Annotated in this window: 27 protein-coding genes; 8 read left to right on the top strand and 19 right to left on the bottom strand. The window is 28.7% G+C overall.

Going from position 1 to position 26,317, the window contains the following annotated elements; genetic code table 11:
• Positions 1-10 precede the first annotated feature (10 nt).
• From GEMHA0001_RS01115 to GEMHA0001_RS01035, 19 genes are all read right to left on the bottom strand, one after another.
• Positions 11-574, bottom strand: coding sequence for a PD-(D/E)XK nuclease superfamily protein (locus GEMHA0001_RS01115; RefSeq protein WP_003144034.1), 564 nt, complete (start codon positions 572-574; stop codon positions 11-13).
• Positions 555-1,331 (bottom strand): DNA-methyltransferase, encoded by a 777-nt coding sequence (locus tag GEMHA0001_RS01110; protein WP_004263311.1) that lies wholly within the window; start codon positions 1,329-1,331, stop codon positions 555-557. Before GEMHA0001_RS01110 ends, GEMHA0001_RS01115 begins: the two co-directional genes overlap by 20 nt.
• Positions 1,332-1,343: 12 nt before the next feature.
• Positions 1,344-2,183 carry a DNA adenine methylase gene (locus tag GEMHA0001_RS01105; RefSeq protein ID WP_004263319.1) on the bottom strand — a complete coding sequence of 280 codons (840 nt, stop codon included), beginning with the start codon at positions 2,181-2,183 and terminating at the stop codon, positions 1,344-1,346.
• Positions 2,184-2,406: 223 nt separating this feature from the next.
• On the bottom strand, positions 2,407-2,580 hold the full coding sequence (locus GEMHA0001_RS08900; RefSeq protein WP_004263521.1) for a hypothetical protein: 174 nt from the start codon (positions 2,578-2,580) through the stop codon (positions 2,407-2,409).
• Positions 2,581-2,849: 269 nt separating this feature from the next.
• Positions 2,850-3,470, bottom strand: coding sequence for an RloB family protein (locus tag GEMHA0001_RS01100; RefSeq protein ID WP_003144021.1), 621 nt, complete (start codon positions 3,468-3,470; stop codon positions 2,850-2,852).
• Positions 3,464-4,741 carry an AAA family ATPase gene (locus GEMHA0001_RS01095; protein ID WP_004263355.1) on the bottom strand — a complete coding sequence of 426 codons (1,278 nt, stop codon included), beginning with the start codon at positions 4,739-4,741 and terminating at the stop codon, positions 3,464-3,466. Before GEMHA0001_RS01095 ends, GEMHA0001_RS01100 begins: the two co-directional genes overlap by 7 nt.
• A 285-nt stretch (positions 4,742-5,026) precedes the next feature.
• Entirely contained in the window at positions 5,027-5,806 is a 780-nt protein-coding gene (locus GEMHA0001_RS01090; protein ID WP_003143989.1) for an alpha-1,2-fucosyltransferase, read from the bottom strand.
• A gap of 15 nt (positions 5,807-5,821) precedes the next feature.
• Entirely contained in the window at positions 5,822-6,601 is a 780-nt protein-coding gene (locus tag GEMHA0001_RS09100; RefSeq protein ID WP_004263379.1) for a Rossmann-fold NAD(P)-binding domain-containing protein, read from the bottom strand.
• On the bottom strand, positions 6,601-7,164 hold the full coding sequence (locus GEMHA0001_RS09095) for a dTDP-4-dehydrorhamnose 3,5-epimerase family protein (RefSeq protein WP_003144015.1): 564 nt from the start codon (positions 7,162-7,164) through the stop codon (positions 6,601-6,603). Before GEMHA0001_RS09095 ends, GEMHA0001_RS09100 begins: the two co-directional genes overlap by 1 nt.
• A 219-nt stretch (positions 7,165-7,383) precedes the next feature.
• Entirely contained in the window at positions 7,384-7,821 is a 438-nt protein-coding gene (locus GEMHA0001_RS01080) for a GNAT family N-acetyltransferase (protein ID WP_003143971.1), read from the bottom strand.
• 357 nt (positions 7,822-8,178) lie between these two features.
• Positions 8,179-9,561, bottom strand: coding sequence for an L-seryl-tRNA(Sec) selenium transferase (selA, locus tag GEMHA0001_RS01075; RefSeq protein WP_004263518.1), 1,383 nt, complete (start codon positions 9,559-9,561; stop codon positions 8,179-8,181).
• 10 nt (positions 9,562-9,571) lie between these two features.
• Positions 9,572-10,723, bottom strand: a complete 1,152-nt coding sequence (locus GEMHA0001_RS01070) for an aminotransferase class V-fold PLP-dependent enzyme (RefSeq protein WP_003143990.1) — start codon at positions 10,721-10,723, stop codon at positions 9,572-9,574.
• A gap of 46 nt (positions 10,724-10,769) precedes the next feature.
• Entirely contained in the window at positions 10,770-12,653 is a 1,884-nt protein-coding gene (gene selB, locus GEMHA0001_RS01065; protein ID WP_004263483.1) for a selenocysteine-specific translation elongation factor, read from the bottom strand.
• Between the two features lie 96 nt (positions 12,654-12,749).
• Positions 12,750-13,022, bottom strand: a complete 273-nt coding sequence (locus GEMHA0001_RS01060; protein ID WP_004263415.1) for a putative Se/S carrier protein — start codon at positions 13,020-13,022, stop codon at positions 12,750-12,752.
• An 11-nt stretch (positions 13,023-13,033) separates the two neighbouring features.
• A complete protein-coding gene (yedF, locus tag GEMHA0001_RS01055) occupies positions 13,034-13,834 on the bottom strand; it encodes a sulfurtransferase-like selenium metabolism protein YedF (RefSeq protein ID WP_004263339.1) in 801 nt (266 codons plus the stop codon).
• Positions 13,835-13,860: 26 nt separating this feature from the next.
• Positions 13,861-14,835 carry a selenide, water dikinase SelD gene (selD, locus tag GEMHA0001_RS01050; protein WP_224207491.1) on the bottom strand — a complete coding sequence of 325 codons (975 nt, stop codon included), beginning with the start codon at positions 14,833-14,835 and terminating at the stop codon, positions 13,861-13,863.
• Positions 14,836-15,029: 194 nt separating this feature from the next.
• Positions 15,030-16,133 carry a tyrosine-type recombinase/integrase gene (locus tag GEMHA0001_RS01045; protein WP_003144036.1) on the bottom strand — a complete coding sequence of 368 codons (1,104 nt, stop codon included), beginning with the start codon at positions 16,131-16,133 and terminating at the stop codon, positions 15,030-15,032.
• Between the two features lie 577 nt (positions 16,134-16,710).
• The gene (locus GEMHA0001_RS01040) at positions 16,711-17,436 is read right to left on the bottom strand and encodes a Fic family protein (protein WP_004263439.1); all 726 of its coding nucleotides are present in this window, start codon (positions 17,434-17,436) and stop codon (positions 16,711-16,713) included.
• A gap of 75 nt (positions 17,437-17,511) precedes the next feature.
• Positions 17,512-18,561 carry a helix-turn-helix domain-containing protein gene (locus GEMHA0001_RS01035; protein WP_004263545.1) on the bottom strand — a complete coding sequence of 350 codons (1,050 nt, stop codon included), beginning with the start codon at positions 18,559-18,561 and terminating at the stop codon, positions 17,512-17,514.
• Positions 18,562-18,775: 214 nt separating this feature from the next.
• Here GEMHA0001_RS01035 and GEMHA0001_RS01030 point away from each other — a divergent pair, with 214 nt between their 5' ends.
• The 8 genes from GEMHA0001_RS01030 (at position 18,776) to GEMHA0001_RS00995 (ending at position 26,132) form a co-directional block, all read left to right on the top strand.
• Complete coding sequence (locus tag GEMHA0001_RS01030) at positions 18,776-18,979, top strand: helix-turn-helix domain-containing protein (RefSeq protein WP_003143975.1); 204 nt, start codon at positions 18,776-18,778, stop codon at positions 18,977-18,979.
• A 781-nt stretch (positions 18,980-19,760) separates the two neighbouring features.
• On the top strand, positions 19,761-20,354 hold the full coding sequence (locus tag GEMHA0001_RS01025; protein ID WP_004263524.1) for a hypothetical protein: 594 nt from the start codon (positions 19,761-19,763) through the stop codon (positions 20,352-20,354).
• A gap of 167 nt (positions 20,355-20,521) precedes the next feature.
• Positions 20,522-20,791: a hypothetical protein gene (locus GEMHA0001_RS01020; RefSeq protein ID WP_003144050.1), complete on the top strand. Its 270-nt coding sequence runs from the start codon at positions 20,522-20,524 to the stop codon at positions 20,789-20,791.
• Positions 20,792-20,807: 16 nt separating this feature from the next.
• On the top strand, positions 20,808-21,158 hold the full coding sequence (locus tag GEMHA0001_RS01015; RefSeq protein WP_004263347.1) for a hypothetical protein: 351 nt from the start codon (positions 20,808-20,810) through the stop codon (positions 21,156-21,158).
• Positions 21,159-21,436: 278 nt separating this feature from the next.
• Complete coding sequence (locus GEMHA0001_RS01010) at positions 21,437-21,757, top strand: hypothetical protein (RefSeq protein ID WP_004263629.1); 321 nt, start codon at positions 21,437-21,439, stop codon at positions 21,755-21,757.
• Between the two features lie 192 nt (positions 21,758-21,949).
• Positions 21,950-22,498 (top strand): tyrosine-type recombinase/integrase, encoded by a 549-nt coding sequence (locus GEMHA0001_RS01005; protein WP_003144028.1) that lies wholly within the window; start codon positions 21,950-21,952, stop codon positions 22,496-22,498.
• A gap of 302 nt (positions 22,499-22,800) precedes the next feature.
• Entirely contained in the window at positions 22,801-24,999 is a 2,199-nt protein-coding gene (locus GEMHA0001_RS01000; protein ID WP_004263647.1) for a virulence-associated E family protein, read from the top strand.
• Between the two features lie 836 nt (positions 25,000-25,835).
• Positions 25,836-26,132, top strand: a complete 297-nt coding sequence (locus GEMHA0001_RS00995) for a hypothetical protein (RefSeq protein WP_003144024.1) — start codon at positions 25,836-25,838, stop codon at positions 26,130-26,132.
• The last annotated feature ends 185 nt before the right edge of the window (positions 26,133-26,317 follow it).

Genomic DNA, 26,317 nt, shown 5'->3' with positions numbered 1-26,317 from the left:
TCCTCCACAATTAATATAATCCAAAAAAGTTCATATCATATTTTTCTATCATAATTTTTACTCCATCTCCTCTTAGCATCTCGAAATAGTCTCTAAACGAATCTTCTTTAAAGAATTTATTTCCTACAAATACAAAACTTACAGAAAATGGTTTATCTAATTTATCTAATAATCTTTGATATAGTCGCCTTTTATTTCCAAAACCTAATAACTTCTCATCGACACTCCCACCATTTTCTTGCCACTTTTTTTCTATTATATAAACTGTATTGTTTTCAAAATTAATAAATACTTCATCAGGTTTCCATTTTTTAGAATTTGTATTTTCAATATTTAAATCTCTTAAAAAATCATAAAATCTATTCTGGGGCATAATTTTCCCCATTGGTTCTTTTTCTCCAATTCTATAGACTTCAAATCCTTTAGTACTCTTTTTATCCTTAAAATCAATCTCTTTTAATTCATAATTTGGAAGTATATCTACTAATTCTGAAAATTCAGTATCTCTCTCAAATTTAAGACCATTTTCAGTAGTATTAGCTCCACCACCACTTTTATTTGGTTTTCTTTTCATTATTTACAGCCTCCAATCTTCTCTTAGCAATATCTAGATATTCTTCTTTAAAATCTATTCCTGCAAATTTACGCCCTAATCTTTTGGCTACGACTCCTGTTGTCCCACTTCCGACAAAAGGATCTAAAACATAATCTCCCTCTTCTGTACTTGCTAAAATAATTCTTTCCAATAAATATTCTGGTTTTTGAGTAGGATGTTTCCCCGCCCATTTTTCACTGATTTTTGTCAAAGGACCTGTCCAAACATCTTTCATTTGCTTTCCATTATTAATTTCCTTCATCAAATCATAATTATAGTAATGCCTAGCGTATTTATCAGCTTTTCTTGCCCATAATATAGTCTCCGTAGAATGCGTAAAGTATCTACAAGATAAGTTTGGTGCTGGATTAGTTTTTTGCCATGTTATATTATTTAATATTTTAAATCCTTCTTGCTCTAAAGCCATGCCAACTGAGTAAATATTGTGTAACGTTCCTGAAATCCAAATTGTTCCATTTGGTTTTAAAACTCTTTTAGCTTTTCTTATCCATTCTCGATTAAAGTTATGCTTTTCTTCAAAAGATGAGATTTTATCCCAATCACCTTTATTAACAGAAACTACTTTCCCTCCAGAATTTGAAAAACCATCATTACTTAAAAAATATGGCGGATCAGCAAAAATCATATCAATACTTTCACTTTTAATTTTTTCAATAACTTCAAATGTATCACCTAAAGCGAGTGTACAGTTATCTTTTTTATAATATATATCCATAATTATCCCCCTTTAATAATTTGTAATTATAACTTCTTTTACTACTCCTCTACTACTTGATTTTCCGCCATTAGTCCTAGTTACATCAACATAATGTATATTAAACTCTCTATACAATTCTATCGTTAGTTCACTAGAAGAATTTGACACCATGGCCTTTACACCCTTTTCTTTTAATCTTCTAACGGTATCTCGTAAACGTACTTGATCCTCATAAGAAAATCCTTCATGTGTATACGATGTAAATGAACTAGTTTCATTTAACGGAATATACGGTGGATCAAAATATACAAAATCTCCTTCTTTTACTGTATTTAAACTATCTTCAAAATCTCCACTTATAATTTTAATTTCATTTGAATTTAAATAATCACTAATACTGTTGATTAATTCTTCATCTACAATCTTAGGATTAGAATAATTCCCATATGGAACATTGAATTGATTTTTTGAATTAACCCTGTATAATCCATTAAAATTAACTCTCAACATATACATTATTCGAGCTGCTCGCTCTATACCTGATAGATTATTAAAAGTATCTAATCTATCTAGTCCTCTTACCTCTAAATAATACTCTTTACTATTTCTTTCTTTATGCTTCCTTAGAGCCTCAATTAATTCCTTAGGATTATTTTTTATTTGAATATAACAATTAATTAACTCTTCATTAAAGTCGTTAATAGTCGCATTTTTAGGGGCTAATTCAAAAAATAAAGCTCCCCCTCCTATAAAAGGTTCATAATAATTATTATAATCTACTGGTAATAACTCTTTTAGTTTAGGAAGTAACTTTCGTTTCCCTCCTGTCCATTTTGTAAATGGTTGTAATTTTTCTAGTTTATCATTCATAATTTAATTATATCACATCTTCCTATCTTATATAAATTAACAATTTAAATTCTAATATTTTACTATTATAACCTAATATTACAAAAGAGTGAATATTTTATAAGTAAAACATAGATTATTTTTATAAAGCTTCATCTCTAATAAAATTCTCGTGCGATTTTTTACAATCTCGTGTGATTCTCGTGTGCCAACTAGTAAAAGTCTCAACAAAAAAGAATATGCTTTACTCTACATATTCTTCTCTTAGTATTGATTCACTTTGTTTAGTATACATACTTCTATCCACTTCAACCAATTTCCAATCTCTTGTATCTACTATTTGTCGACTGTCTTCGATAAGTGTTGTACTGAAGTCAGGTACGAAAGTTCGAACATTTCTATCACTTACCCTCAGCACATATTAAACCTAATATGCATATATTGAATTAAACAGAAGAAAAACAACTATACATTTTTCATATCTAAATTGTTTTTAAAATAGAAAATATAAAAAAGAGTTACAGAGGAGCTTACCTTTCTGTAACCCTATTATATCCAGTATTTATTTTTACTTTTTTCACCTCACAAAGATGATAAATTGACAATTTAAAATCAATATATACATCAATGTTTATTTTCTACAAAATCTATATTACTCCTTAGGAGGTATTATTATAATTAAAAGTTTTAATATATTTCTCTATTATACACCTCTTGTATAACTTGAGCTATATTAGTATACGGTACTTCATTAACTATTTTTTGAGAAAATTCAGGCATATCCTTTGTATTTGAAATAGCCATCGATACAAAATCTTCTAATTTATGTAGTACCCCTATATCACTTTTATGATTTTTTTCATATTGTTTACACCCCAAATAATCTCCAAGTCTAATAAACAATTTCTTACCAACATGAGAACCGTTTGGTTTTTCAAAATGGGCTAACATCCAAATTTCAAAACACTTATTAGAAAATCCTATTTTAATATCATTTTCTTTAGCTAATTTTAAAGCTTCTTGAAAATCATTATTATTAATATCATCCTTATCAAAAATGACATATATTCCGCCAAGATTATTTTTTTCATTTCTGGTCATTTTTTCTTTTCTACCAATAGCATGTTGAATAAGACTTTTCCCTTGTTTTCCAACACTTTTAGTTTCAACCTTAACATTAGTAGAAGATTTATATTTTCTGTTAAGAATACGAAAATAATTACTTTCTGTTTCTCCTTCAGTAAAAATATAAATTGTTTTTTTGAATAACTTACCTTTGGCTTTTCTTCCTTTAGTTCTTCTTACCATTTTACCTCCCCATATAGTTCCTGAATTTTTTCGAAGTCTATATTAGGTAAGGCTCCAAATAATCCATTCAAATATCTTTTAATAAATTTAATATCACTTCTTGCCACACCATTTATTCCATTAAAATCAAAAAGTGAATATAATTCTGTTATTCCTAAAAAGTCTTTTTCAGTTAAATATATTTGATCAACCCTTAAATCAAGATCTAAGATATTTAAATTATGTGTAGTAAAAATAAATTGATTAAAATTATTAGGAGAGTTAATGATTTGTAATAATGCCTTTGTAAGTGAAAAATGAAGCGAATTATCAAATTCATCCATAACAATCACTTTGTCATTATTATGATTTTGTAACATCATAAGTAGAATAGCCATAAATCTCTTAGTTCCAGAGGACTCCATCTCATATGGTATTTTTGATTTTCCAACTACTTCCCCTTTACTATTATACTGTTTGTAGATAGAATATATCTCCAATGTAGTAGCAAATTTTTTCGAAAATTGAATTACATCTTCCTCAGCCATCATTGACACAATACTTTTAAACTCATCTGAAAGAGTTTTGTTTTTTTCTATTATTTCAATATCTATAATATTAAAATCAGAAAGATTTAAAAGATTCAAAAATAAGTTTTTCTTATTTAAATCGTTAAGTAAAATTCTAAATTGTTCTTTCCTTCTAAAAGATTCAAAAATCAAATTATTATGAAACCACTTATATACATTTACACATTCACTATCATTCTGGTCATGTCCATCAAAAAGTAATAATTTATTTTTTCGAACAGATTCACGGATTTTTTTTAGCTTTTGTGGTAAAATCTCTCTTTTGTTTTCTTTTGTTCTTCTAAAATATAATTTTTCTTTATCTATTGTTTTGCCAATATAAAGCTCCTCCAATATAATATCAGTAAAATTATACTCTATATGATATACATATATTTTTTCTTGTTTAATAAATCTTATCGTAAATTTTGTAGGCTCATTTATACTATCCTCATCTAATCTAAATGGCATATACGGTAATGGCTGTTCAATATTTTTCGTAGGTTCTAGTATCATTTTAGACAATACATTTAGAGCAGTCATAAGATTACTTTTACCTGCACCGTTTCCTCCAAATATATTGATATTTTTCAAGAGAGACACTTTAGATTTAGAAAATGTACTCTCTTTCGAATATTTCGTTAAGCGTCCTCCTGTTTCCATAGATAGTATAGTTGAATCTTTGAAAGATAAAAAATTTTTCAGTTCAAAATCAATTAACATTAAATCAACTCCTTTTATACTATATATTTTATCAAAAGAAAACATTCTTTACAACAAAAATACGTTCTGAAACTTGAAAAATTATTTTAATTATTAATATTCACATTAGAACTCACTATATTTTATAGCTTAATTAAATATATTTCACTAATAATATTTCTTTTATATTAATAAAATTCAATCTTACACCACAATAATTTTAAATTAAAGCACATCTCTTATTTATTCAAATTCCAACAAAATAAATAAATAGTATTGCTTTTGTCATGAATATTTTAATTGTTTTTATTCTCTTCCTTCATACATACTTCTATCCACTTCAACCAATATCCAATCTCTTGCGTCTGCTACCTGTCGTCCATTTTCGATTAGTGTTGTATTGAAGTTAGGTGCAAAAGTTTGAACGTTTCTTGAGCTTACTCTCAGAACATATCCTACCCAGTATCCATAAGTTGAGTTTGGTGTTATAAAATATTTATCTGTTGCGTATAATTGTAAGAAATTATCTTGAATATCTTGCGCTTCGATTACTATATCATTTGTAAAATTAAATAATGTTTTTAGTTTCGGAGCTAATTCTTCTTTACACCAAGTTGTGTCATCTGAAGTTATTCTTATTGTTAAATCAGAAATATCGCCTTCTTTTTCTTTGATTATTTCTAAGCAGTTAATCACATACTTAACCGCATCATACCCATATTTCTCTGCTCTATCTCCATCTAAGAAGTCTGTTCTTCTTATCGCGATAGTTATATTTTTATTATCAAACTGGCTAGATAGTTCTTCCGTTCTTTCTAGAAGATATTCTCTGCAGAATGAGTCCAATACCTCTGCATCATAGTCTTGTCCTGATATTTGGTAATATCCGAATGGTTCAAGTTCACAACCTTGTGCTTTTCCAAATAGTCGTTCTGTTTTCGGAAAGAAATTTTGTGCGAATTTAAAATAACCTGTTCTTAATACGTAGCTTTCTTCTATACCAACTAATCTATCTTTATGTGCTTGCATTAATAGAAATAGTAGATTACCAAGTTGGAATCCTCTATCATTATAATAAACTTTCATTCTAAATTTCCTTTCCTATATTTTTTGTTTCATGAAATATTTACCCAAAAATGTATTCTCGTTTGGATTTTCATAGAGATCTTTAATCTGTTTTCCTGAAAATACTTCAGTCTCAGATATACTATTTTTTAACCCTTGTGATACTTCTATATTTTCTACAACGGTTCTAGCTAATGTAGAAATCGGAGTAGTCTGAAAAATTTTATCATCTGGATAAATGTCTACTATATTTGGTAATTTTTCTAATATATCCTTTGGTAAATCAATGTATCCTTCCCAAAGATTAGTATTTTCAATCTTTCTATAATAATTCGTTAATTCCGGTAACTTTTGAATAAGTTCATCAGACAAGAAACTCCATCGTTTAGTAATAATATCACTAATAAAACCTTTGTTCAAACTAGGTCCATATAGCGTATCTACCATATAAACCGTATAATTTTTATGATGTGAAAGAACACTATCCATTACCCTTTTCTGAACTTTTCCATATGGTTTATCTTCTTCATTAATAGCTGATTGCGATGAAATAAGTATAAATCTTTCTGTTTTTACTTCTTTGATTACTTTACATAGTTTTTCTATGTCTTTGTCTCTATTATCAAGCCCTAAATTCGTTTTTAGCTTCCCAGAAGAGGGTGCTGCGCAAATAACAACATCATATTCACTATTCAATAAACCCTCGATATTTTTTCTATTAAAAGTATCAACATGTACTTTATCTTTTTGAGATAACTGATTATATATTTCCTGACCTATTGAGCCAGTTGATCCTATTAAAGCAATATTTTTCATTACTTCACATCACTTTCTAAAATCTCTATTACTTCGTCATAAGATAAGCTGTTCATATCTTTTTCTGAAATTATCGGTGTTGTAGTCATATCCCAAGGTAAGTTAAGTTTTAAATCTATTGGTGTAATCCCTAAGTATTTTTCATTTGGATTATAATAACCAGTTACAATATAATTTAATATTCCATTCTCTACTAACGATTGTGCACCGTTCGCAACACCTTCAGGAACAAATACCACCATACCAGGTTTTACATCAAGACACGTTACCTTTTTATATGTAGTAGATTCACGACGTAAATCTACAAAACACATTCTAAACGTCCCCCATGCAACAGTCATTAACTTCGCCCATCCTTGACAGTGCATTCCCCTTAGAGTCCCTTTATTCGACACTGAAACATTATTTTGCAGATCATTATCGAAGAAATCTTCTGGTACCCCAAATTTTATTAAATCATTTTTCTTCCAATTTTCTAGAAAATATCCTCTATCATCGTGGTGAAGTGGACTTGTCAAAACTAACAATCCATCGATTTCATTATATTCTTTACTAAACTCCATTCCTTCTACCTCTTCTTTATATAAGTCTACTTTATATTATCATACTTTTTTTGTACAAACAAGTTGAAGAAAACTAAGCAAAAAGAAAGATCTATACAATCAAACTTAATCAGTATCTCCAAGGATTTCCTAGGAAATAATAACTACCTTTAATTATATAAATCTTTTTCAAACTCTCTAAAAGTGAGCTAAAACATTAAAACTTCTGTTTCAACATCCTTACTCAAATACCTTTATAAATCTTTTTTGAACTTTATCACAGATATAACCGATATGTTCATAGAAATTATGCGCATCTTCACGTTTCATGGCAGAATTTAACCTAATAAAGCTAATATTGTTGTCTACGGCATAGTTTTCTAACTTACTCATAAGTTTCTTACCTATTCCCTTACCTTGAAAATCAGGATTAACAGCAAGTCCTAGAATATTTAATCCTAGATCACTATAAAAACTTTCATACATTTGAGCATGAATAAATCCTATAATCTTCTTTGTATTTTCATCTTCATAACCGATAATAATATGCTGTTTCTTGTCATTAGTTAGTTTCTCTATTTGCCTTTTCACGTTTTCAACATCTACATCGTAACCTAATGCTGCTTTACAGATTTCTGCAACTTCTTGTGCATCTTCTATATTTATTTCTCTGAACATATACTCACCTTCTGATTTTATCAAATATTATTTAATGTGCAACTTACTGCAACTTAAATCATTCTATTTTATCATCTAAGAACACTGATATATCAAGCTTTTTACTTTTTCACAGTCGAATTTTTACTTTAACGTGCAACTTACTGCAACTTAAATCATTCTACTTTATCATCTAAAAACGCCGATATATCAAACTTTTTACTTTTTCACAGCTGGATTTTTACTTTAGCGTGCAACTTACTGCAACTTAAATTATTCTATTTTATCATCTAAGAACACTGATATATCGAGCTTTTTACTTTTTCACAGCTGAATTTTTACTTTAACGTGCAACTTACTGCAACTTAAATTCTATCTTTACTTCACAACTTCTATTAATGCTTGTTTTACTAAATCAAATTCTCTAGTACGAAGAGTTCTCATATCAAAGATAAGCTCGTTATCTTTGATACGTGTAATGATTGGAATTTCTACTTCTAATAATCGACGTTCAATATCTGTCGCACTTAGTCTTGAGTGCTCTAATTTAACTACAACACTATCTAAATAACTTGCTGGATAACTTCCACCACCTACTTCTGCTTTATCCTCAGCTATTGTAATCTTGAAGTCTAAGTCGCTAAGTCTTGTTTTAAATACGTCTGCTTTAGCTAATAGACGTTCTTTTGATAATGAAATCATGTGTAATGTTGGAATGTGTTCTAACGCTTCTTTTTCATCTAGATATAATTTCAATGTAGCTTCTAGAGCTGCTAGAGTCATCTTATCTACACGTAATGCTCGAGTAAGTTGGTTCTTCTTCATTTGTTCGATATATTCTTTTTTACCAACGATAATACCTGCCTGTGGACCTCCAAGAAGTTTATCACCGCTAAATGTTACAATATCGATACCACTATCAAGCACTTCTTTTACAGTTGGTTCATAAGGTAAGCCAAATCTAGAGAAATCGACAAACTGACCGCTTCCTAAGTCGTTTATAGATACTAATTCATTTTCACGAGCAAGATAAGAAATTTCTTCATTAGATACTTCTTTAGTGAATCCTACAATCTTATAGTTACTAGTATGAACTTTCAGTAATGCTCCTGTGTTGTCAGTAATTGCGTTCTCGTAGTCTTTTAAGTGCGTTTTATTAGTAGTCCCTACTTCGACAGGAGTACCACCACTTAATTTAATAATCTCAGGAATTCTAAATGCTCCACCGATTTCTACTAGTTCTCCACGAGAAACTACTATTTCTTTATCTTTAACTAGAGTGTTTAATGTTAATAATACCGCCGCTGCGTTGTTGTTAACTACAAGTACATCTTCTGCACCTGTTAATTTTTTGATAATATCAATAAGATGAACATAACGACTACCGCGTTTTTTATTATCAATATCAAACTCAAGGTTAGAATAGTTAAATGCTACACTTTCAATGTTTTCTTTAATCTTCTGACTTAATAAACTACGCCCTAAGTTTGTGTGTAAAATTGTTCCAGTTGCATTAATAACTCGTCGTAAAGAATTCTTGTCTTCACTTTTCACTATTTGTGTAACTACTTCTACGATTTTCTCTAAACTTGGAACTTCATGTAATTCTTCGTTTAATATTTCTTGTTTGATTTCATCAATATAGTTTTTTATCGCTGATTTCACACCAACTTCACTATACTCTTGAATTAATGATTTCACTTCATCTAATAATAAAATCTTATTTATTGCAGGAATTTGTGATAATAATTGTTTTGACATAATATTTCTCCTAAATCTCTTTTGCTAATGTTTTTATAGCGTTAATAGCGTAGTCTACTTCCTCATCTGTATTCATGCTTGAAAACGAAAATCTTACTATCCCTTGTTCTTTTGTTCCCAATACTTCATGCATTAAAGGTGCACAATGTGCTCCAGGTCTAACTGCAATATCATATTCTTCAGCAAGAACATCTGCAACATCTGAAGCTGATATTCCTTTGAAGTTTAATGCTACTACCGCAGTACGATCTTTTGAGAAATCTCCATAAAACTCTAAACACTCTAAGTCTTTTAATTCATTATAGAATCTATCAGCAAAGTCGATTTGTTTTTTATAAAGATTTTCAATTCCATGCTTATTTATATATTTTATTCCCTCATGTAAACCTAGGATTCCAGAAGTATTCAAAGTACCCGCTTCTAAACGTAGTGGATATTCCCCAGGGTGCTTCTCATCGAATGTTCTAACCCCACTTCCACCGACTTTAAATCTCTTGATCTCTGGTTCTTTAAGTCTTACGCATAGACCACCGATTCCTTGTGGTCCATATAAACTTTTGTGACCAGTAAAACATAATACATCTATTCCTAACTCATCCATATTAATAGGTACTACTCCTGCTGTCTGCGAAGCATCTACAACTGAAATAATATTATGTCTTTTACAAATATCCGCAACTTTCTCTAAATCCACTATACTTCCTGTTACGTTGGAACTATGTGTAATAGCAATCATCTTAGTATTAGGTTTAATAGCTTTTTCTAGTTCATCATAATCGATTAATCCTGTTTTACCAGCTTTAACAATAGTATATTCACAGCCTATTGTTTCATGTGCTAAATATATCGGTCTTAAAACTGAATTATGCTCCATAGAAGTCGTAATAACATGATCTTCTTTTACTAATAATCCTAAAATCGCAATATTTAAGCTTTCTGTAGAATTACTAGTAAAGATAACCCTATCTTCTTCCTTCATACCGAAAAATTTTGCAACGTCACTTCTCGCTTCAAAAACTTCACGGAATGCATTATTCGCTTCATAATAACTACCTCTTGAAGCATTAGCATACTTTGCCGATGACAATACCTCATAGACTTTATCAGCTACTTCTTTTGGTTTTTTTAGTGATGTCGCACCGTAATCAAAATAATAACTCATATTACTTACCCCGTCTAAGTTATAAACAACCTAGCCCCTTCAATATTTATTTCTTAACTAAAACTCTATAATTGTCTAAACGTCTAGTTATACCAATTTTATCCATATACTCTAAAATAGCCATAGAATACTTTCTACTAGAACCTGTCATATCTCTAAATTCTGCCAGTCCAATTTGATTATTAGTTTTAAAATGATCTTCTACTTTTTGGACAGCATCTTTAAATACTTTTTCATGTAAAACTAGATCTGCATCCAATCTAACTATCGTATTATCTATTAGGGATTCTAGCAACTCAACTTTTGGTTTTTCACCATTCGTTAGTTCTTTAACACTTGGAGGTGTGAATCCTCCATCTAATAATGCTTTTTCTATTCTTTCTTTTTCTGCCAGTTGTTTCTTATCATAGTTAACCTCGAAATCTTTTTCCGCAACTAAATTACCTTCTAGGCGAATTTCGTTATTTAGTATGAATAAATCTAATAACTCCAACATTTCTTTTTGAGAAATTTTAAACTTAGAAAGTACTTCAATCTTAGGAATACCTACTTTTAATTTATATCTATTATGATAGTCACTTAATAGTTTCTTCAGTTTTTCTAACACTTCATCATATTTTTTCTTATGAATATAACCTAACTTTGTTTCATAAATTGTAGTGCCTTCTAGTAATTGTATTATTGACTCCTCAACCTCTTCTTTAGGAAGTTGAAGTTCTTTTAAAATATTCTCTTTAGAATTTAAGTAATCAGTATGCGATAATAAATAGTTAGCAATTAAATCAGTTGTATTACCTTCAAGTTGAACTTTCAGTTTTTCTAAGATTTCTTCGTTAAATCGACTATGTTTTTTAGGATTAGCATCTAATATTACCCCTCCACCTATTGTAATCATAGGTGAGTATGTACGAATAATAAATTTATCATAGTTTTTAACAGCAATTTCTTCTTCAAGTCGAAGTTGCGCAAAACTACTTTCTCCAGCTTTTAGTAAGTCTGTTCCAAGCGGTACAACACGTGCCATTACTTCCTCTGTACCGATATAAATACGTACTCTATCCCATAATTCAAGATTTGCTCTCTCATCATTTATTAGTTTGATTTCAGTATCAATCATGTATGTTTTTGTTAACGAACCTGCAGTGGCTAATGTATCTCCTCGTTTTACATCATCAAACTTAATATTCGCTAAGTTTATAGCCGTTCTTTGCCCTGCATAGGCAGTTTCTACATCTTTTGAGTGAACTTGAATATTCCTAACTTTTGCTTTTACTTCTTTTGGATAAATTACTAATTCATCCCCTACATTTATAACACCTTCTGTAAGAGTCCCCGTTACAACTGTTCCAAATCCTTTTACTTGGAATGAACGGTCGATGTTAATTCTAGCATTTTTCTCAACATTTTTTGCTGCGATATCTTCTGTTTTCTTATCAATTGTAGCTAATAATGTATCAAGTCCTTTTTTACTAATTGAGTCAACTTCAATTATCGGAGAATTTTCAAGAACTGTACCTGAGATAAATTCTTGGATATCTTCTTTTACTAATTCTCTATATTCTTCTTCAACTAAATCTATTTTCGTCATTACGATAATATAATTTTCTATCCCTAATAACGTTAAAATATCAATATGTTCTTTAGTTTGTGGCATGATTCCTTCCCTAGAATCAACTAGTAGTAAAACTAAGTTTATACCACTAACTCCTGCAAGCATATTTTTAATAAACCTCTCATGGCCGGGAACATCAACAACTCCACATCTTTTTCCACTCGGTAGATCAAAATATGCGAACCCAAGGTTAATAGACATCCCTCTGTCTTTTTCTTCTTGAGTAGTATCTGTCTCAATTCCGCTCAGAGCCTTAATCAATGTAGTCTTACCATGATCGATGTGCCCTGCCGTACCAATAATTACATTGTTATTCATATATTTCACCTTTACACTATATTAAGAATAGAGATTATTTAAGAAAATTAAATCAAACATTTTATACTTTCTCTATGTTAATCTCTATTCAAAATTTTATTTAATTTTATAATCTTCTAATTCTTTTATTGCTCTCTTGATTCCAGTTTTTTTAGAATAATATAGTCCTCGATATTCAATATTTTCTTCCTGTAACATTCTTACAATGTTATCAAAATTATCCCATGCTGTTTTTAGCATAAAACCACATCCTACACTTATTGATGGATGCGTAGGGATTAATGATGCTGCAAGTTTTCTTTCTAAACAAATGTTATCAGCCTTTATCGAATCATGCGTACTATTAAAAACGATTAAACCTTCTTCCACGCTATTTCCTCCTATGGTTGAATTACTTTGTTCGCTTTTCTCATATCTTCTACGATGAAGTACATGTTTGTTGGATTACCAAGTGCTAAGTCAATCTTATGATAGTCAATACATGCCCCACAACAAACTATTTCTACACCAGCGTCTTCTAGTATTTTTAATTCTTCAATTACATGACTACGAGTTTTATCTACTAAAACTCCTCCATTATTGTAGAAAATAATTTTTTTAGGTAGTACTTCTTGTTCCCCTAAAGCATATAGATAAGCTTTTATTAATCTTTTACCTAGCTCTTCACTACCATGCCCCATTTGATCTTTGTTAATTACAACAATGTAGCTATCATCCTTAACAACTGGTACAGCTTCTAATTGAGGTCCTTCTTCCTTAGTAATTTCTACTTTAAAGCCACCTTCAATATCAGAAACTTTAAATTCATAACTATTTTTATCAGCAAATTTTCTAAGACTTTCAACGCTGTCTTCAGTTTTTACTAATAACGTGACTTTTGTTTCTTCTTCTAATACACGTATAGCTTGAGTTACAGGTACAACACATGTATCACATAATGTATCAACAACTACACCTTCAGTAACCTCTCCTTTAGAGATTGTAACGATATATTTATCTTTTGCTTCTTCTTTTACTGCAAAGTTATATCCTAATTGAGTTGCCATTTTTTCTAAATTTTGTGTAGCAATAAAATTATCTACAATTGTTTCGACCACGTCATTGTTCACTAATAATTTTTTTGTTTGAATAACTGGCATTGGACAAGCTAAACCTTGTGCGTCTAGAATTTCTTTTTTCATACTTATATTCTCCTTTTATAACAGTTCTATTTAACGATAACTGCTTTTTCTTGTTTTTCTATAACTTTTCCTACGATAGCACTCTTAATTTCAAGAGTATTAAGTTTTTCTAATAATTCATGTGCTTCATCCCCTGGTAAGCTTATTAATAACCCACCTGAAGTTTGTGGATCATACATGATTTCTTCTAATGCAAAGTCTTTAACCTGATATTCTACATTTGGCTCAACAAACGTTCTGTTTAATTGTCCTCCTGCAGTAATAACAAATTCATTAGCACATTTATATGCTTCTCCAATATACGGAATGTCTTTTGTATATACTTCTGCCGAATGTTTACCATCTAACATCTCTACAAGATGTCCTAGGAAACCAAATCCTGTGATATCTGTACAACTATTTACGTTGAAATCTTTCATCATTTGAGCAGAATATTTATTAAGTGTTGTCATTTGTTTAACGCTTTGAGAAAATGCTTCTTCAGAACACTCTTTAACCATATGAGCTGTATTAATAATACTTACTCCTAAAGGTTTTGTTACTATTAATAAGTCCCCTACTTTACAATTGTTATTTTGTAATATTTTATCAGGATGAACAATTCCTGTTACTGATAAACCATATTTTGGTGTAGCATCATGAATAGAGTGCCCTCCAGCAAGCACTCCCCCTGCTTCATGAACTTTCTCAGCTCCACCTTTTAATATTTGATGTAATATTTCTAAGTCCATATTTTCTGGAAAGGCAACGATGTTTAATGCTGAGATAACTTCTCCACCCATTGCATACACATCACTAAGCGCATTAGTTGCTGCAATTTGACCATATAAATATGGATCGTTAATCATTGTTGTAAAGAAATCTAAAGTTTGAATAATCGCCTTATCTTCAGATATTTTATAAACGGCTGCATCATCTGAAGATTCGTATCCTACTATTAAATTTTTATCTTCTTTTTTAGGAAGATCTCTTAGGATATCTGACAAGGCCCCCGGCCCTATTTTCGAGTTTCACCCTCCACAAACTATCATGTTCATTTTTTTCTCTGACATATTTACCTCCAAATTACACTATTACTTACCTATAATTATACTACTTCAGAACATTTTTTAAAAGTATTATTTAGTTTTTTAATGTAAATTAGCCTTAATCTATTAGACATCTAGCAAACTGCTCTCCGTCAACTCTCCGACTTTTAAACACTCATGAATTTATAGAATTTTTCTGTAGTTTCTTTACTTTTTTCATCTGTAATATGAGTGTATGTATTCAATGTAGTTGTTATATCTTTGTGACCTAATCTATTTTGAATTTCTTTCGCACTCAAGTCACTTTCAAATAATAAAGTTGCATGAGTATGGCGGAAACCGTGCGGGGTTATCTGTTTTAATTTTGGAAAATCTCTGTATATTCTCATTAACATACCATTGAAATAATGTCTTGAGTTTTTTGTAAATATTCCATTATTAATACTTATAAAGTTATCTAGTTCTCTATAGTTCTTCAATTCTTTAATAGTTTCATCATCAAGGAATATAATTCTTTCGCTTGATTTTGTTTTAGTCGTTGATACTTTCGACTTACTTCCGATATTCATCATATTTTTACTAATAGTTAATGTTTTTTTCTTAAAATTAATATCTTTCCATGTCAAAGCCCTCAACTCTCCTAAACGAATACCAGTAAAAGCTAGTATGCGAAAAGCTATATAAGTTTCACTTGAATAATTTTCTTTAACTATTTTTAAAAACTGTAATAATTCTTTTTTTGTGTAATAGTTCTTTTTCTTTTCTTCAATCTTTTTAGGTACTTTAGTTAATTTCATATAGTTAGTAGGTATTATCTCCATCTTAACAGCATAATCTAAAATTTGAACTATCGTACTTTTTATTAATGTTACATAGCCTTTTTTATAAGTTTTTGATACCTCGTTTATATAATTTTGGTAATACGGCAACTTAATATTAATGATTTTTAGTTCTCTAAAAACTGGTAATATTCTTTTATCTAGAATAGTTTTTATAGTATGATAGCTACTTTCTTTTACTTGTGTTTTGTGTTGTTCATCCCAAAGTTTATATACATGGCCAAAGGTAATATTTTCACTTTGTAGAAAAACACTACCATTTAAAAACTCATTCTTAGCCTTAACTATATAATTTTGTGCTTCTCTCTTTGTTCTAAAACCTTTTTTAGAAATTCTTTTTTCTTTCCCTGTATAAACATTTTTACCAAGGTATTCATTTTTTACCTCGTAGTATTTTTTATTGTCTTTACTGTTAATATATTCTTTAATCATTCTCTGTTTATCCTTTCACTAGTGCCAGTAGTTTTATAAACAAATGAAAATGTTAGCTACATTATGTAAGATATGATATAATGAAGTTATCTTTATTAGATATATTCAAAATATCATTTTCTACTAAAATCACTGGTTTAATTCAGTGATTTTTTTATTTTGTCAAATAAAGTTAGCTTTCTCATAAAAAAACACCTTGTATTTCAAATGATACAGCCTTTAAAAAGATTTTTAGGGTTATTACTCCAAAAGATAAAGAAACCTTTCAGAAGTAGTTTAAATAGCTAATATAAGAATGTGGTTTACATAACTATATAAATTTGTGTTTATATGCTATTTTTTCTTAAATCAAGTAGAAAAATACAAGAATACCGCTTCTTTCTCCAGTTAAACAACACATTTATTTAAAAAATTTAAGTGATTGTAGAATATTAGTTGATAACCATTAGAGATATTGATAATGGAAAAAACCTCTAGATTTTCCATTTTAAATTACTATACTGTTTCCATAATGGAAAAAATAGTTTATTTTTCCATTATGAACTGTAATCTATTGATTGACTGTTCAAACTCAATTTTAACAATCTATCATACTAATGTATTTTTCAAGTTCTTCAATTTCATAATTCGCTATTAAGTCAGTTAAGTAATCAGCATTGTTATTAATATGATATTCATCAAAGCTATTGTAGTACTTTTCCCTATCTGTAAATTTAATATTTACTGGTAGCAGTCCATGTTTTATTAATTCAAAATTAAGAAGCAGTCTTCCTGTTCTTCCGTTTCCATCTATAAAAGGATGAATACTTTCAAATTCTAAGTGTAATAGAGCTATTGCCTTTAATATATGATGTTGTTGTTTCCACTCCTCATATTTAACTAGCAATTCATCAATATTACTTTCTATTTCTTGTGGTTCGCTAGTCTTATGACTTGAACCTAATATTTGAACGTTAACACGTCTAAATACTCCTTTATTCTCTCTATCATGCATTAAAACCAAGCTATGTATATCTTTTATAACTTGTTTTGTCAATGGCTCGTTAACAATATCTAGAATATAATAAAAAGCGTCCTTGTATCCTATTACCTCTAAATGTTCACGTACCTTTTTACCTTGAATGGTAATACCTTGTTGTAGTATTAAAGCCGTTTCCCTTAAAGTAAGAGTATTTCCCTCGATAGCGTTAGAGTTATAAGTATTCTCTATAATAAAATTCTCTCTTAGCTTTTCAAGTTCAGTCTTGTTTAAAGGTCGAAGCTTTGCTATTTTCTCTTGTAACTTATCAATCTTATCAAACATTGTTTCACTTCCTTTAAAAAATCTGTAGTTAGTTTCGCTTCATATTACTATAATCAGATACTAATATCGTTGTATCTACTCCATTTTACCTAATATAGGGGCTAGATACTTACAATCAGGCTTTTCAGTTATCTTAGAAATGAAATAAGAATTATCATGGTTTAAGATAAAATATTGTGCTTCTGTATTTAATGGTACTTTTTCGATACTTCTATAATGAGCCAAATAATACAAAGTATCTTCACTTTCTATATATAACCCTGTGATATTCTTAAAATCATCTATCTTATATTTATTTGCCTTTAATTCTACTACAGTCATATCTGTACCTTGTGCAAAATTCACATAAGGATGTAAACTTTCACCAAAATCTGTATTTACAGTGAGTAACCTACTTAATGAAAAAGTATTCAATGTAGTTTTAATACTTAAAAAATATCCATCAAACTCTTTTTCTATTAATATCTCTATCTGCTTGATATGGTATAAAAATTTAATTTTATTTTCAAGATTATCACTAATTATAAATTCAATAAAATCATCAAGCGTATAAACATACTCCATAAAAGTAAGCTTCTTATCGTATATTTCCCTATTAAATACATCTGATTTATCATGAAAATAGTATCTAAGTACTTTTTGGGTTATTTCCTTATTGTTATTTACAATATCTGTAACACGTTCATAATAATCTATTATAGTCTTAATAATTCCTTCTAAAACTTCATTAAATGATTTTTCTATCTTATCTATTTCATTAATTGTAATTTTCTCTTTATTCACGGTATTTAGATTATCAATATAAATCAATACCGCTTCTTTTAAATTGTAGTTTTCTAAAATTTCTTTAAAAGGATATTTACTATTAGTTAAAAGAACTTCGATATTATTTTCTAAAAACTCATCAATAGAACCGTGTAGTAGTTCGTTAACCGTAATACCTGCCATTTTACTGATATTAGCTAATCTTTCCTTATTAGGTAGTGCCTTTCCATATTCCCACGCTTGAATATTTCCACGACTAGCCCCAAAAAAATCACCGAATTTATCGTAAGTATAGCCACCGTTTATTCTAATCTGTCTAATCCTTTGACCTACAGCTATTTTATTTATTATGATTTTCATTTTTTCAGCTCCTTTATATTGATTATATTACATTCACCCAAAAAAATAAAGAATTTTTACCCAAAAAATACTAAATATTGCTTGACATTAAAAAAAGATGGTACTATAATAAAATTAAAGTTACCAAATAACGACTAAAAAAATAAATAAAAAATATTATTTAATAAAATTTTTAGTTAGTTATTACCAAAAAAATACAAAAGGTGGTGAGAAGATGAAACTTACTGTAAATGTTGAGAAACTACAAGAGTTATTAGCTTTAAAAGGATATAATAAATATTCTTTTTCTCGTGCTAGTGGAATTAGTGATGAAACACTAAGGAAGATATTAAGAGATGAAGTATCTAGCCCGAAAATGGCAAAACGTATTTCAGAAGCTCTTGAAATTGACTTAACAGAAGTATTTTCGTTAGCATGAAAACAGAATACTACAAATAAAAAAACTTTGCATTAAATTAAAATGCGAGCCAGTTTAAATAAAAAAATTCTTATCTAAAACTATTTGTTAAATAAAACAAATGGAATGCTCAAAATGAGCAAATGGAAATGTTCAAAATGAACCATTCTGAAATGCTCAAAATGAGCCAACCAATACATAAGAATAAAAAAAGAATAAATAAAGAGATTTATTATATCATCATTCATCATTATATATATTATATATAGGGTGGGAAGAATTGGGAACATCGAAGTAGACAAAATGACCATATCTGAAATGGTCAAAATGGCCACTTCTCAAGTAGACAAAATGACCACACCTATACCAAATAATAAAAAATAATAACAATGATTTATATTATATCATCATTCATCATTATATATATTATATAGGGGGTGATTTGACTGAATGAACGATAAAAAAAAGAACCTTTATACCGTTATCAGTTCGCCAAAACAATCTAACGTTATAAGGTTTGAAAAACGCTATTTACTAAAAAATAACTTACTTTTATTATATCGTAAGAACCCTTATTAGTAAATAGCAAAGCTCAAAATAAATATATCTATCTTAATTTGTTGAATAGATTTTCTAATGTGTTTAAACCTACTCTATAGATTTAAAGAACACTTTAGAACCTATGTAAACATTTATTTAGTGAACGGTATTTATTTTTGAAAGAATAGAATTACTATACTCTATTCATCTATTTAATTTAATAAGGGCTTTTTGTCACGCCCTAGAAACGAGGTAAAAGACAATGACAAACACAAATATAATAAAAGTTGATGGCAATACAGTAGAGGTAATAAGTGAAACATTACATATTACTGATATTAATAATAAAACACAGTGGACTAGCGTTGAACTTGTAGACGTTATAAACCATTTTAGAACTCTAGACGGAAAGAAAACAATGTTACAACATAAAACTTTACTTGAAATAATACGTGATGAATTTAACGAGGAAATCAACGAGCAAAATTTTCTGCCCGTTAACTTTTATACAGATAAAAAAGGCGAACAGCGTCCAATGTATAAATTATCAAACTCACAAGCCAAACAAATATTAGTAAGAGAAAGTAAAGCTGTAAGGCGTGCGGTTATCAAACTACTAGAGTACTTAGAGCAACATAACAAGCATAATCTTAATGTTTTAAATGAGCGTGAAGCTTATCTATATGAGCAAGGCTTAATTATTGATACTGTTGATAAAATGGCGGACTTGATAAAGAAAACTAAAGAGCTTAGCAATAAAAAAGATATTTGCCAAAGAATTATCAATCTTATCAATGCTAGTCAAAGTAGTGTACCGTTGCCAACTAGAACAGCTTACACTACTACTTACAATTAAGAGGCGGTAAAGTATTATGAAACAAAATAGATTAAATAACGAGTACAAGGAAATGTACATTAATACTTTATGTTTAGCATTAGTAGGGTTTCCGTTAGTGTATGCTTTCACCTACATTATAGCCCGATTTATGGACGTATTTTATTAAAGAAAGGTAATAATAGATTATGGAAGTTGTTTTAACTGAAAATCAAAGTTTGAAGATTAAAGAGCAAATTGCTAATTTAATCAATGAAGTTATACAGGAAAAAATGAACACTATAAACCCCGAAAAAAGATACTTTACACGAACCGAACTACAAAAGTACCTTAGTATAGGGGCTAGTAGTATGGAGCAACTACAAGCGTTAGGGCTTCATTATGTAAAGGTTGGTAATAGACATTTATTTGATATTCAAGAAGTATATGATATTTTTGAAAATCACAAAGTAAGATAGTTATGAGGTAATAAAAATGGAACTAAACGAGATTATAGAAGATAAAAAAGAATTAACCGAAGTTATAAAGGATATTGAGGATATAATACAAAGGTTAGCAAGCTTACACGTTTCAATTCAAATATTAGCTACACATTGCATAACAATCCAAACACTCTCAACAGATGAGTATAAAAATTTAAAGATAACAGAAGAAGAATTGTGGAAATATTGGGATAAGGTGCGAAACGGTAAAAATTTGCACTTATTAACAGAAGACTTTGCTATTCATTCATCAAAAGAGTTAAGTTATTTAGTATATGACGCTCTAGAAAATGTAAAAGAAGCACTACAAAATATTAATAGAGTATCAAACGATATTCTGTAATTGGTATAGACCATTTACGAGATAGAACAATTTTTAAAAATAATTAAAAATCTAGTGCCAGTAGTTTTATAAGTAAATGAGAATGTAGCTATTTTAAGCACGTATGAGCCTTTTAAAGTATTCATTAGATGAAATCATATCAAAGGAAATTAAACGGCTTGTACGTGCCTTTATTTTAATCTACAAAAGCGTTAATTTACTAAAAATACTATTGTTAAGCATAGTACTAGTTATTTTTATAAAATCTAAAAAACTAATTTTAAATTGGAGGTGAAACCATGGAATTAAAAGACTTCAAAGAATATGCTATTAAAACATTATTAGAATATGAACAGCTAAATAATGAGTTACGTACTCTTAGAGAAACGTATATTGAAGCTGTAAACAATTTTTACAAAGATAATAGGGTATTTTTTTGTACAGATAAAGAGGAACTTGTAAAAGAATTTTTTAATAGTGATATTTTTAATCAAGCCCACTATTTAACAATTCATAAATCTCTAATTAATGAAGTTGAAACAAAGGTGAAAATGAAACATTCTGAACTTGTAGAAGCGTTCAATATGCTAGATAAGTTATGGGAAAGAAAAGAAAAATAGCTTATATTAGCTAATATTTTGCTTGCTAGAGTTCGAGAATAGATAAAAAGGTAAATTATACCAAAAAAGAAAATAAACAGCTTATACGCCGTTTAAATAGTTCTGAATTTTAAGTACATGAAATTTATTTCTTGTGTACAGTCTAGATTAGATAACTTAAACGATATTATAAGCTAGAAAGGAACAAATAAAATGAATTATGTAGAGCCGTTAAAAAACAAGGAAGAAATAAAAACTCTTGATAGTTATTTTAAACAGCAAAATTCTAGAAATCACTTGCTATTCAACTTAGGTATTAATACACCTATGCGAGTAAATCAATTAGTAAAATTAAAAGTAAGTGATGTGTTAGATAAGGAAGAAATAACAGTAATAGTTGGTAGAAAGGTTATATTATTTCCATTAGGTAAAAAACTACAGAAATTAATAAAAGATTATTGTTTAGATAAGAAATCTGATGACTTCCTTTTTAAGTCTTTGAGGATAAAAAGAAGTTATAAACCAATAACAGAAAATCAAGTAAACAAGATTATAAAAACCGCAAGTCAAGAATGTAATCTAAATAATATTGGTGGCAGTTCACTTAGAAAGACATTCTCATATTTCTATTATGAGCGAACTAAAGATATAAGAAGTTTGATGAAACTACTAAACCATCATGACCAATATTTCACTTTGCAATACATAGGGAAAAACGAGCGTTTCTATAATGATAATTTCATGGAATGGGAAGAACTTTAACTATGAAAATAAAAAATATTTTTGTTCATTCCTCTTGTAGGTGATATATGGAATAAGAATAATTAAGAGTTGTTAAATATCTTAAGAAGAACAAAAAACTCTATATATAGCTATGTAACACTTTATAAGATATGATACATAGTCAATGACTAAAATATATATTTTTAATATTTGTCAGTCAGTCAATCAACAGTCAGTCAATCAATAATAATGTTAGCTAAACTTTGTTACATTGAATGCTTTAACTAGACTTACATTTCTATATAGAGCAAATAAAATAAACTTAGAAAGGAGTTGTTAGTTTGATTTATAAACAAATTGGAACAACTACAAATAAACTTACTAAAGTACACCATAAACTATCACCTTTTGAAACCATAGCAATAACGCCGATAGAAATCATAGAAGATACGGAAAACAAAGAGAATTATAAACGTTATAAAGCTATTCAATTCGTAAGTGGTGAATTTAGCGAGGAAGAGAAAAAGCCAATCATTAGGAATAACGAGAATTTATATTATAGAGATTTAATTATAATTGATATTGATGAAATAGAACTCAACAGTAATCAAGCAATTAATTTAATTAAATGTGAACTACAGGAATTTAAATATTTATTGTATGCTACTCTTAACCATACGGAAGATAAACCACGTTTTAGGCTTGTTTTAGAGCCAACAAAGAAAATGAATGAGAATGAGTATAAAGCTACTATAATTCATGTTATGGCTCTGTTAAATATGAATTTTGATGAACATAGCTTCACATGGTCACAACCTCAAGGAGCACCAATAACCACTAAATGTAATAGTAATAACTATGTTTTCATCAAAAAATTACAAGGAAATAAATTTCCAGTACAACAGCCAAAACAAGAATATTTTCAATACTTTAATAGTTGTGAAAACTATTCAATTTCTCATGATGAAGCTATACAAAGAGTAAAAGAATACACTGAAAAAGAAAGTAAAAATCTAGAGAAAAGAAGTAATTTTATTCCTTGTATTATGGTACTTTGTAAAGCAGTTACAACAGGTGAAATAGAATATGTTACGGGGCTTGAATGTAGTAGACTATTAGCAAATATTCCTAACAGTTCTCCTAAATGGGAACAAGAAAACCAAAAAATGTTTAATGAAGAGCTAAAACGCTCTAAAGGTAACGTAAATTATTTTAAAACAAAATATAGTTTTGATAATAAGTTTCCAGGTAAAAACGAAAATAAAAATAATAAAACAGCAAATAAGAAAGGAGATTTTACATTGTTTGATTTAATGAATACAATAGAAAATTTAAGAGAAATTAAATTTAATGAGGTGAAAGACTTAATAGAAATAAAGAGAGATGGAAAATTTGAAACACTAAACAACAAAGATATAAACTTATTAAGGCTAGATTTATCAAAGCTAAAAAAAGTTACCTTTGCTACAGAAGATATAAAAACAGCAATATATGGAGTAAGCGAAAAAAACAGATACCACCCTATAAAGCAACTTATAGAAGCTGTACAATGGGACGGAATAGAACGAGCGGAAAAAATCTTTATAGACTGTTTGGGGGTCGAAGATAATTCAGTTAATAGAGAAGTTTCTCGAAAATATCTATTAGCTTGTATTACTAGACTTTACGAAAAAGGTCGTAAATTTGATGAAATGTTAATATTATTCGGTGGTCAAGGTATTGGAAAAAGCACTACTCTTGAACGCTTAGCACTAGATAAATTCTATACAAAAGTTACAGGTAAATTAAACAATGATACTATTTTACAAACTTCACAAAGTTGGCTAGTTGAATTAGACGAGTTAAGCACCTTATTAAGAACACCTACACAAGAATTTAAATCGTGGTTATCTTCAAGAAAAGATACTACACGCATACCATACGAAGCTCAACCAATAGATTTTCACAGGGGGTTTGTAGTCTTAGGTACTACTAATGATAACAAAATATTAAAAGACCATACAGGGAACAGAAGATTTTGGGTATTAGAATGCAATAAAGATAGAATTAAAAAATCAATTTTCAACGTAGAAGAAAAAGAAATACTTCAAATATGGGCGGAAGTCAGAACGTGGTATAATAAAAATGAAAATCTTTTGTTAAGTGAAGAAACTAGCAAATTGATGGAAGAAAAAACAGAAAACTATGTTATACCTATTCCATATACTGATGAAATAAAGAATATTACTAATATGAAATTTCCTCATAACTGGAAAGAACTTGTACATGGTAAATACAAGTTTAGGTTACATAGATACGTTTCAGATATGTTAAACGCTGGAACAAGTACAGAAGATATTTCTCAAGATGTATTACTAGATGATATTACTACACAAGAACTTTTCTTCTTACTAACTGGAAACTACAAAACAACTTTAAATGGTGTACAAGCTACTAAAGATTTTAGTAATGTTTTTAGTAAACTGGAAAATTGGAGATATTCGAAAAATATTTCAAGAGGAGAAAAAAGTAATTTAAGAGGTTATAAGAGAACATCTTAACAATGGCAATTAAAGACATTAAAAAATGAGTTAACGCCATTGATAAAATGTTGTTATATCAACGATAAATGACATTCGGGCGTTAAAAGCATTATTCCTATATATATAATATAAATAATAAATATATATATTATATATATAGTATATATTCCCCCTAAGTAGAAACAAGGTAACGCCAATTAATGCTACAACGTCCTAAGCCTGTTATATCAACGATTAATAGAAAGCATTGTAATAAAACTCAAACGATATTTTGAACGCCCACTACAAATATCTTAAGAATTAATCTGTAATAATTAGTAAATATTACATACCAATTCTATTGGATAAAGAAAGATATTACACAATTAATAAAAATAGCTCTTCAAGAGTATTTTTCAAAAATTGACAATAATATATTTAGATAGAAAACTAATCAAGTTAAGATAACAAGATTAGTTTTCTTTATTTTGCTATTATTTCAAATACTAATAGCTTTCAAGAGATAGAAAGATATTTTTACACCAAAATAAAATTGGAATGCTTATACACCGTTTAAATGGCTCTTAATTTTAAGAAAAGAACTTGAAACAACTTAATACCTATATTTTCAAGATATAAACCACAAACACCATGAAGAACACAAAAAATATATTTTATTCTAAACTGGTCGAATTCGACTACTTTAGATATTTTCTAACCGTATCGAATTATACACGGTTAAAACCTACTTTAAGTAGATACTACTTAGATACTTAAATCATTTACTACATTTAACTAAAAACTCCTTGTAATTACACAAAATATTATTTACAATAAAGGTATGAGATAACATTTTTAAAAGGGAGTAGATTTATATGTTAGAATTAAAAATATTTTATAGAACTGGTGTAGAAACGTTTTATTGTACAAATTATAATGCTATGTTAGATACAATATCAGATGAAATCAGTTACGATATTATAGATGATTTACTAATATACATTAAGGATATTGTTTTACTTGAGAATAATGGAGTTATGAATAAACAACTATATAATAAATATTTACGTAGACTAAAAGAACATCAATGTAAAGAAATAGTGTTACTTCATCTTGAGAAATTAGGGTTAGATTATGAGATTAATAAATTAAAACGTTCTGAAAGTAAATAACAGAAATTAGTAATAGCTATTTGAAATAATTTTAAATTGTTAGAAATGAAATCATGTGAAGATTAAAAAAATTCTAGTAATTAAGATTAAGTTAAATAGCCCTTTTTTTATCATCTTTAAATATGTAATTTAATTTATAAGTACTCTAGAGCCTTGGTACACTTGACTTTTTAAAAATACTCTCC

This window comes from Gemella haemolysans ATCC 10379 (genome assembly GCF_000173915.1).
In the GTDB taxonomy this organism is placed as follows: domain Bacteria; phylum Bacillota; class Bacilli; order Staphylococcales; family Gemellaceae; genus Gemella; species Gemella haemolysans.
Note: the sequence above shows the minus strand (reverse complement) of the source record. Positions and strands in the feature narration are given on the sequence as shown.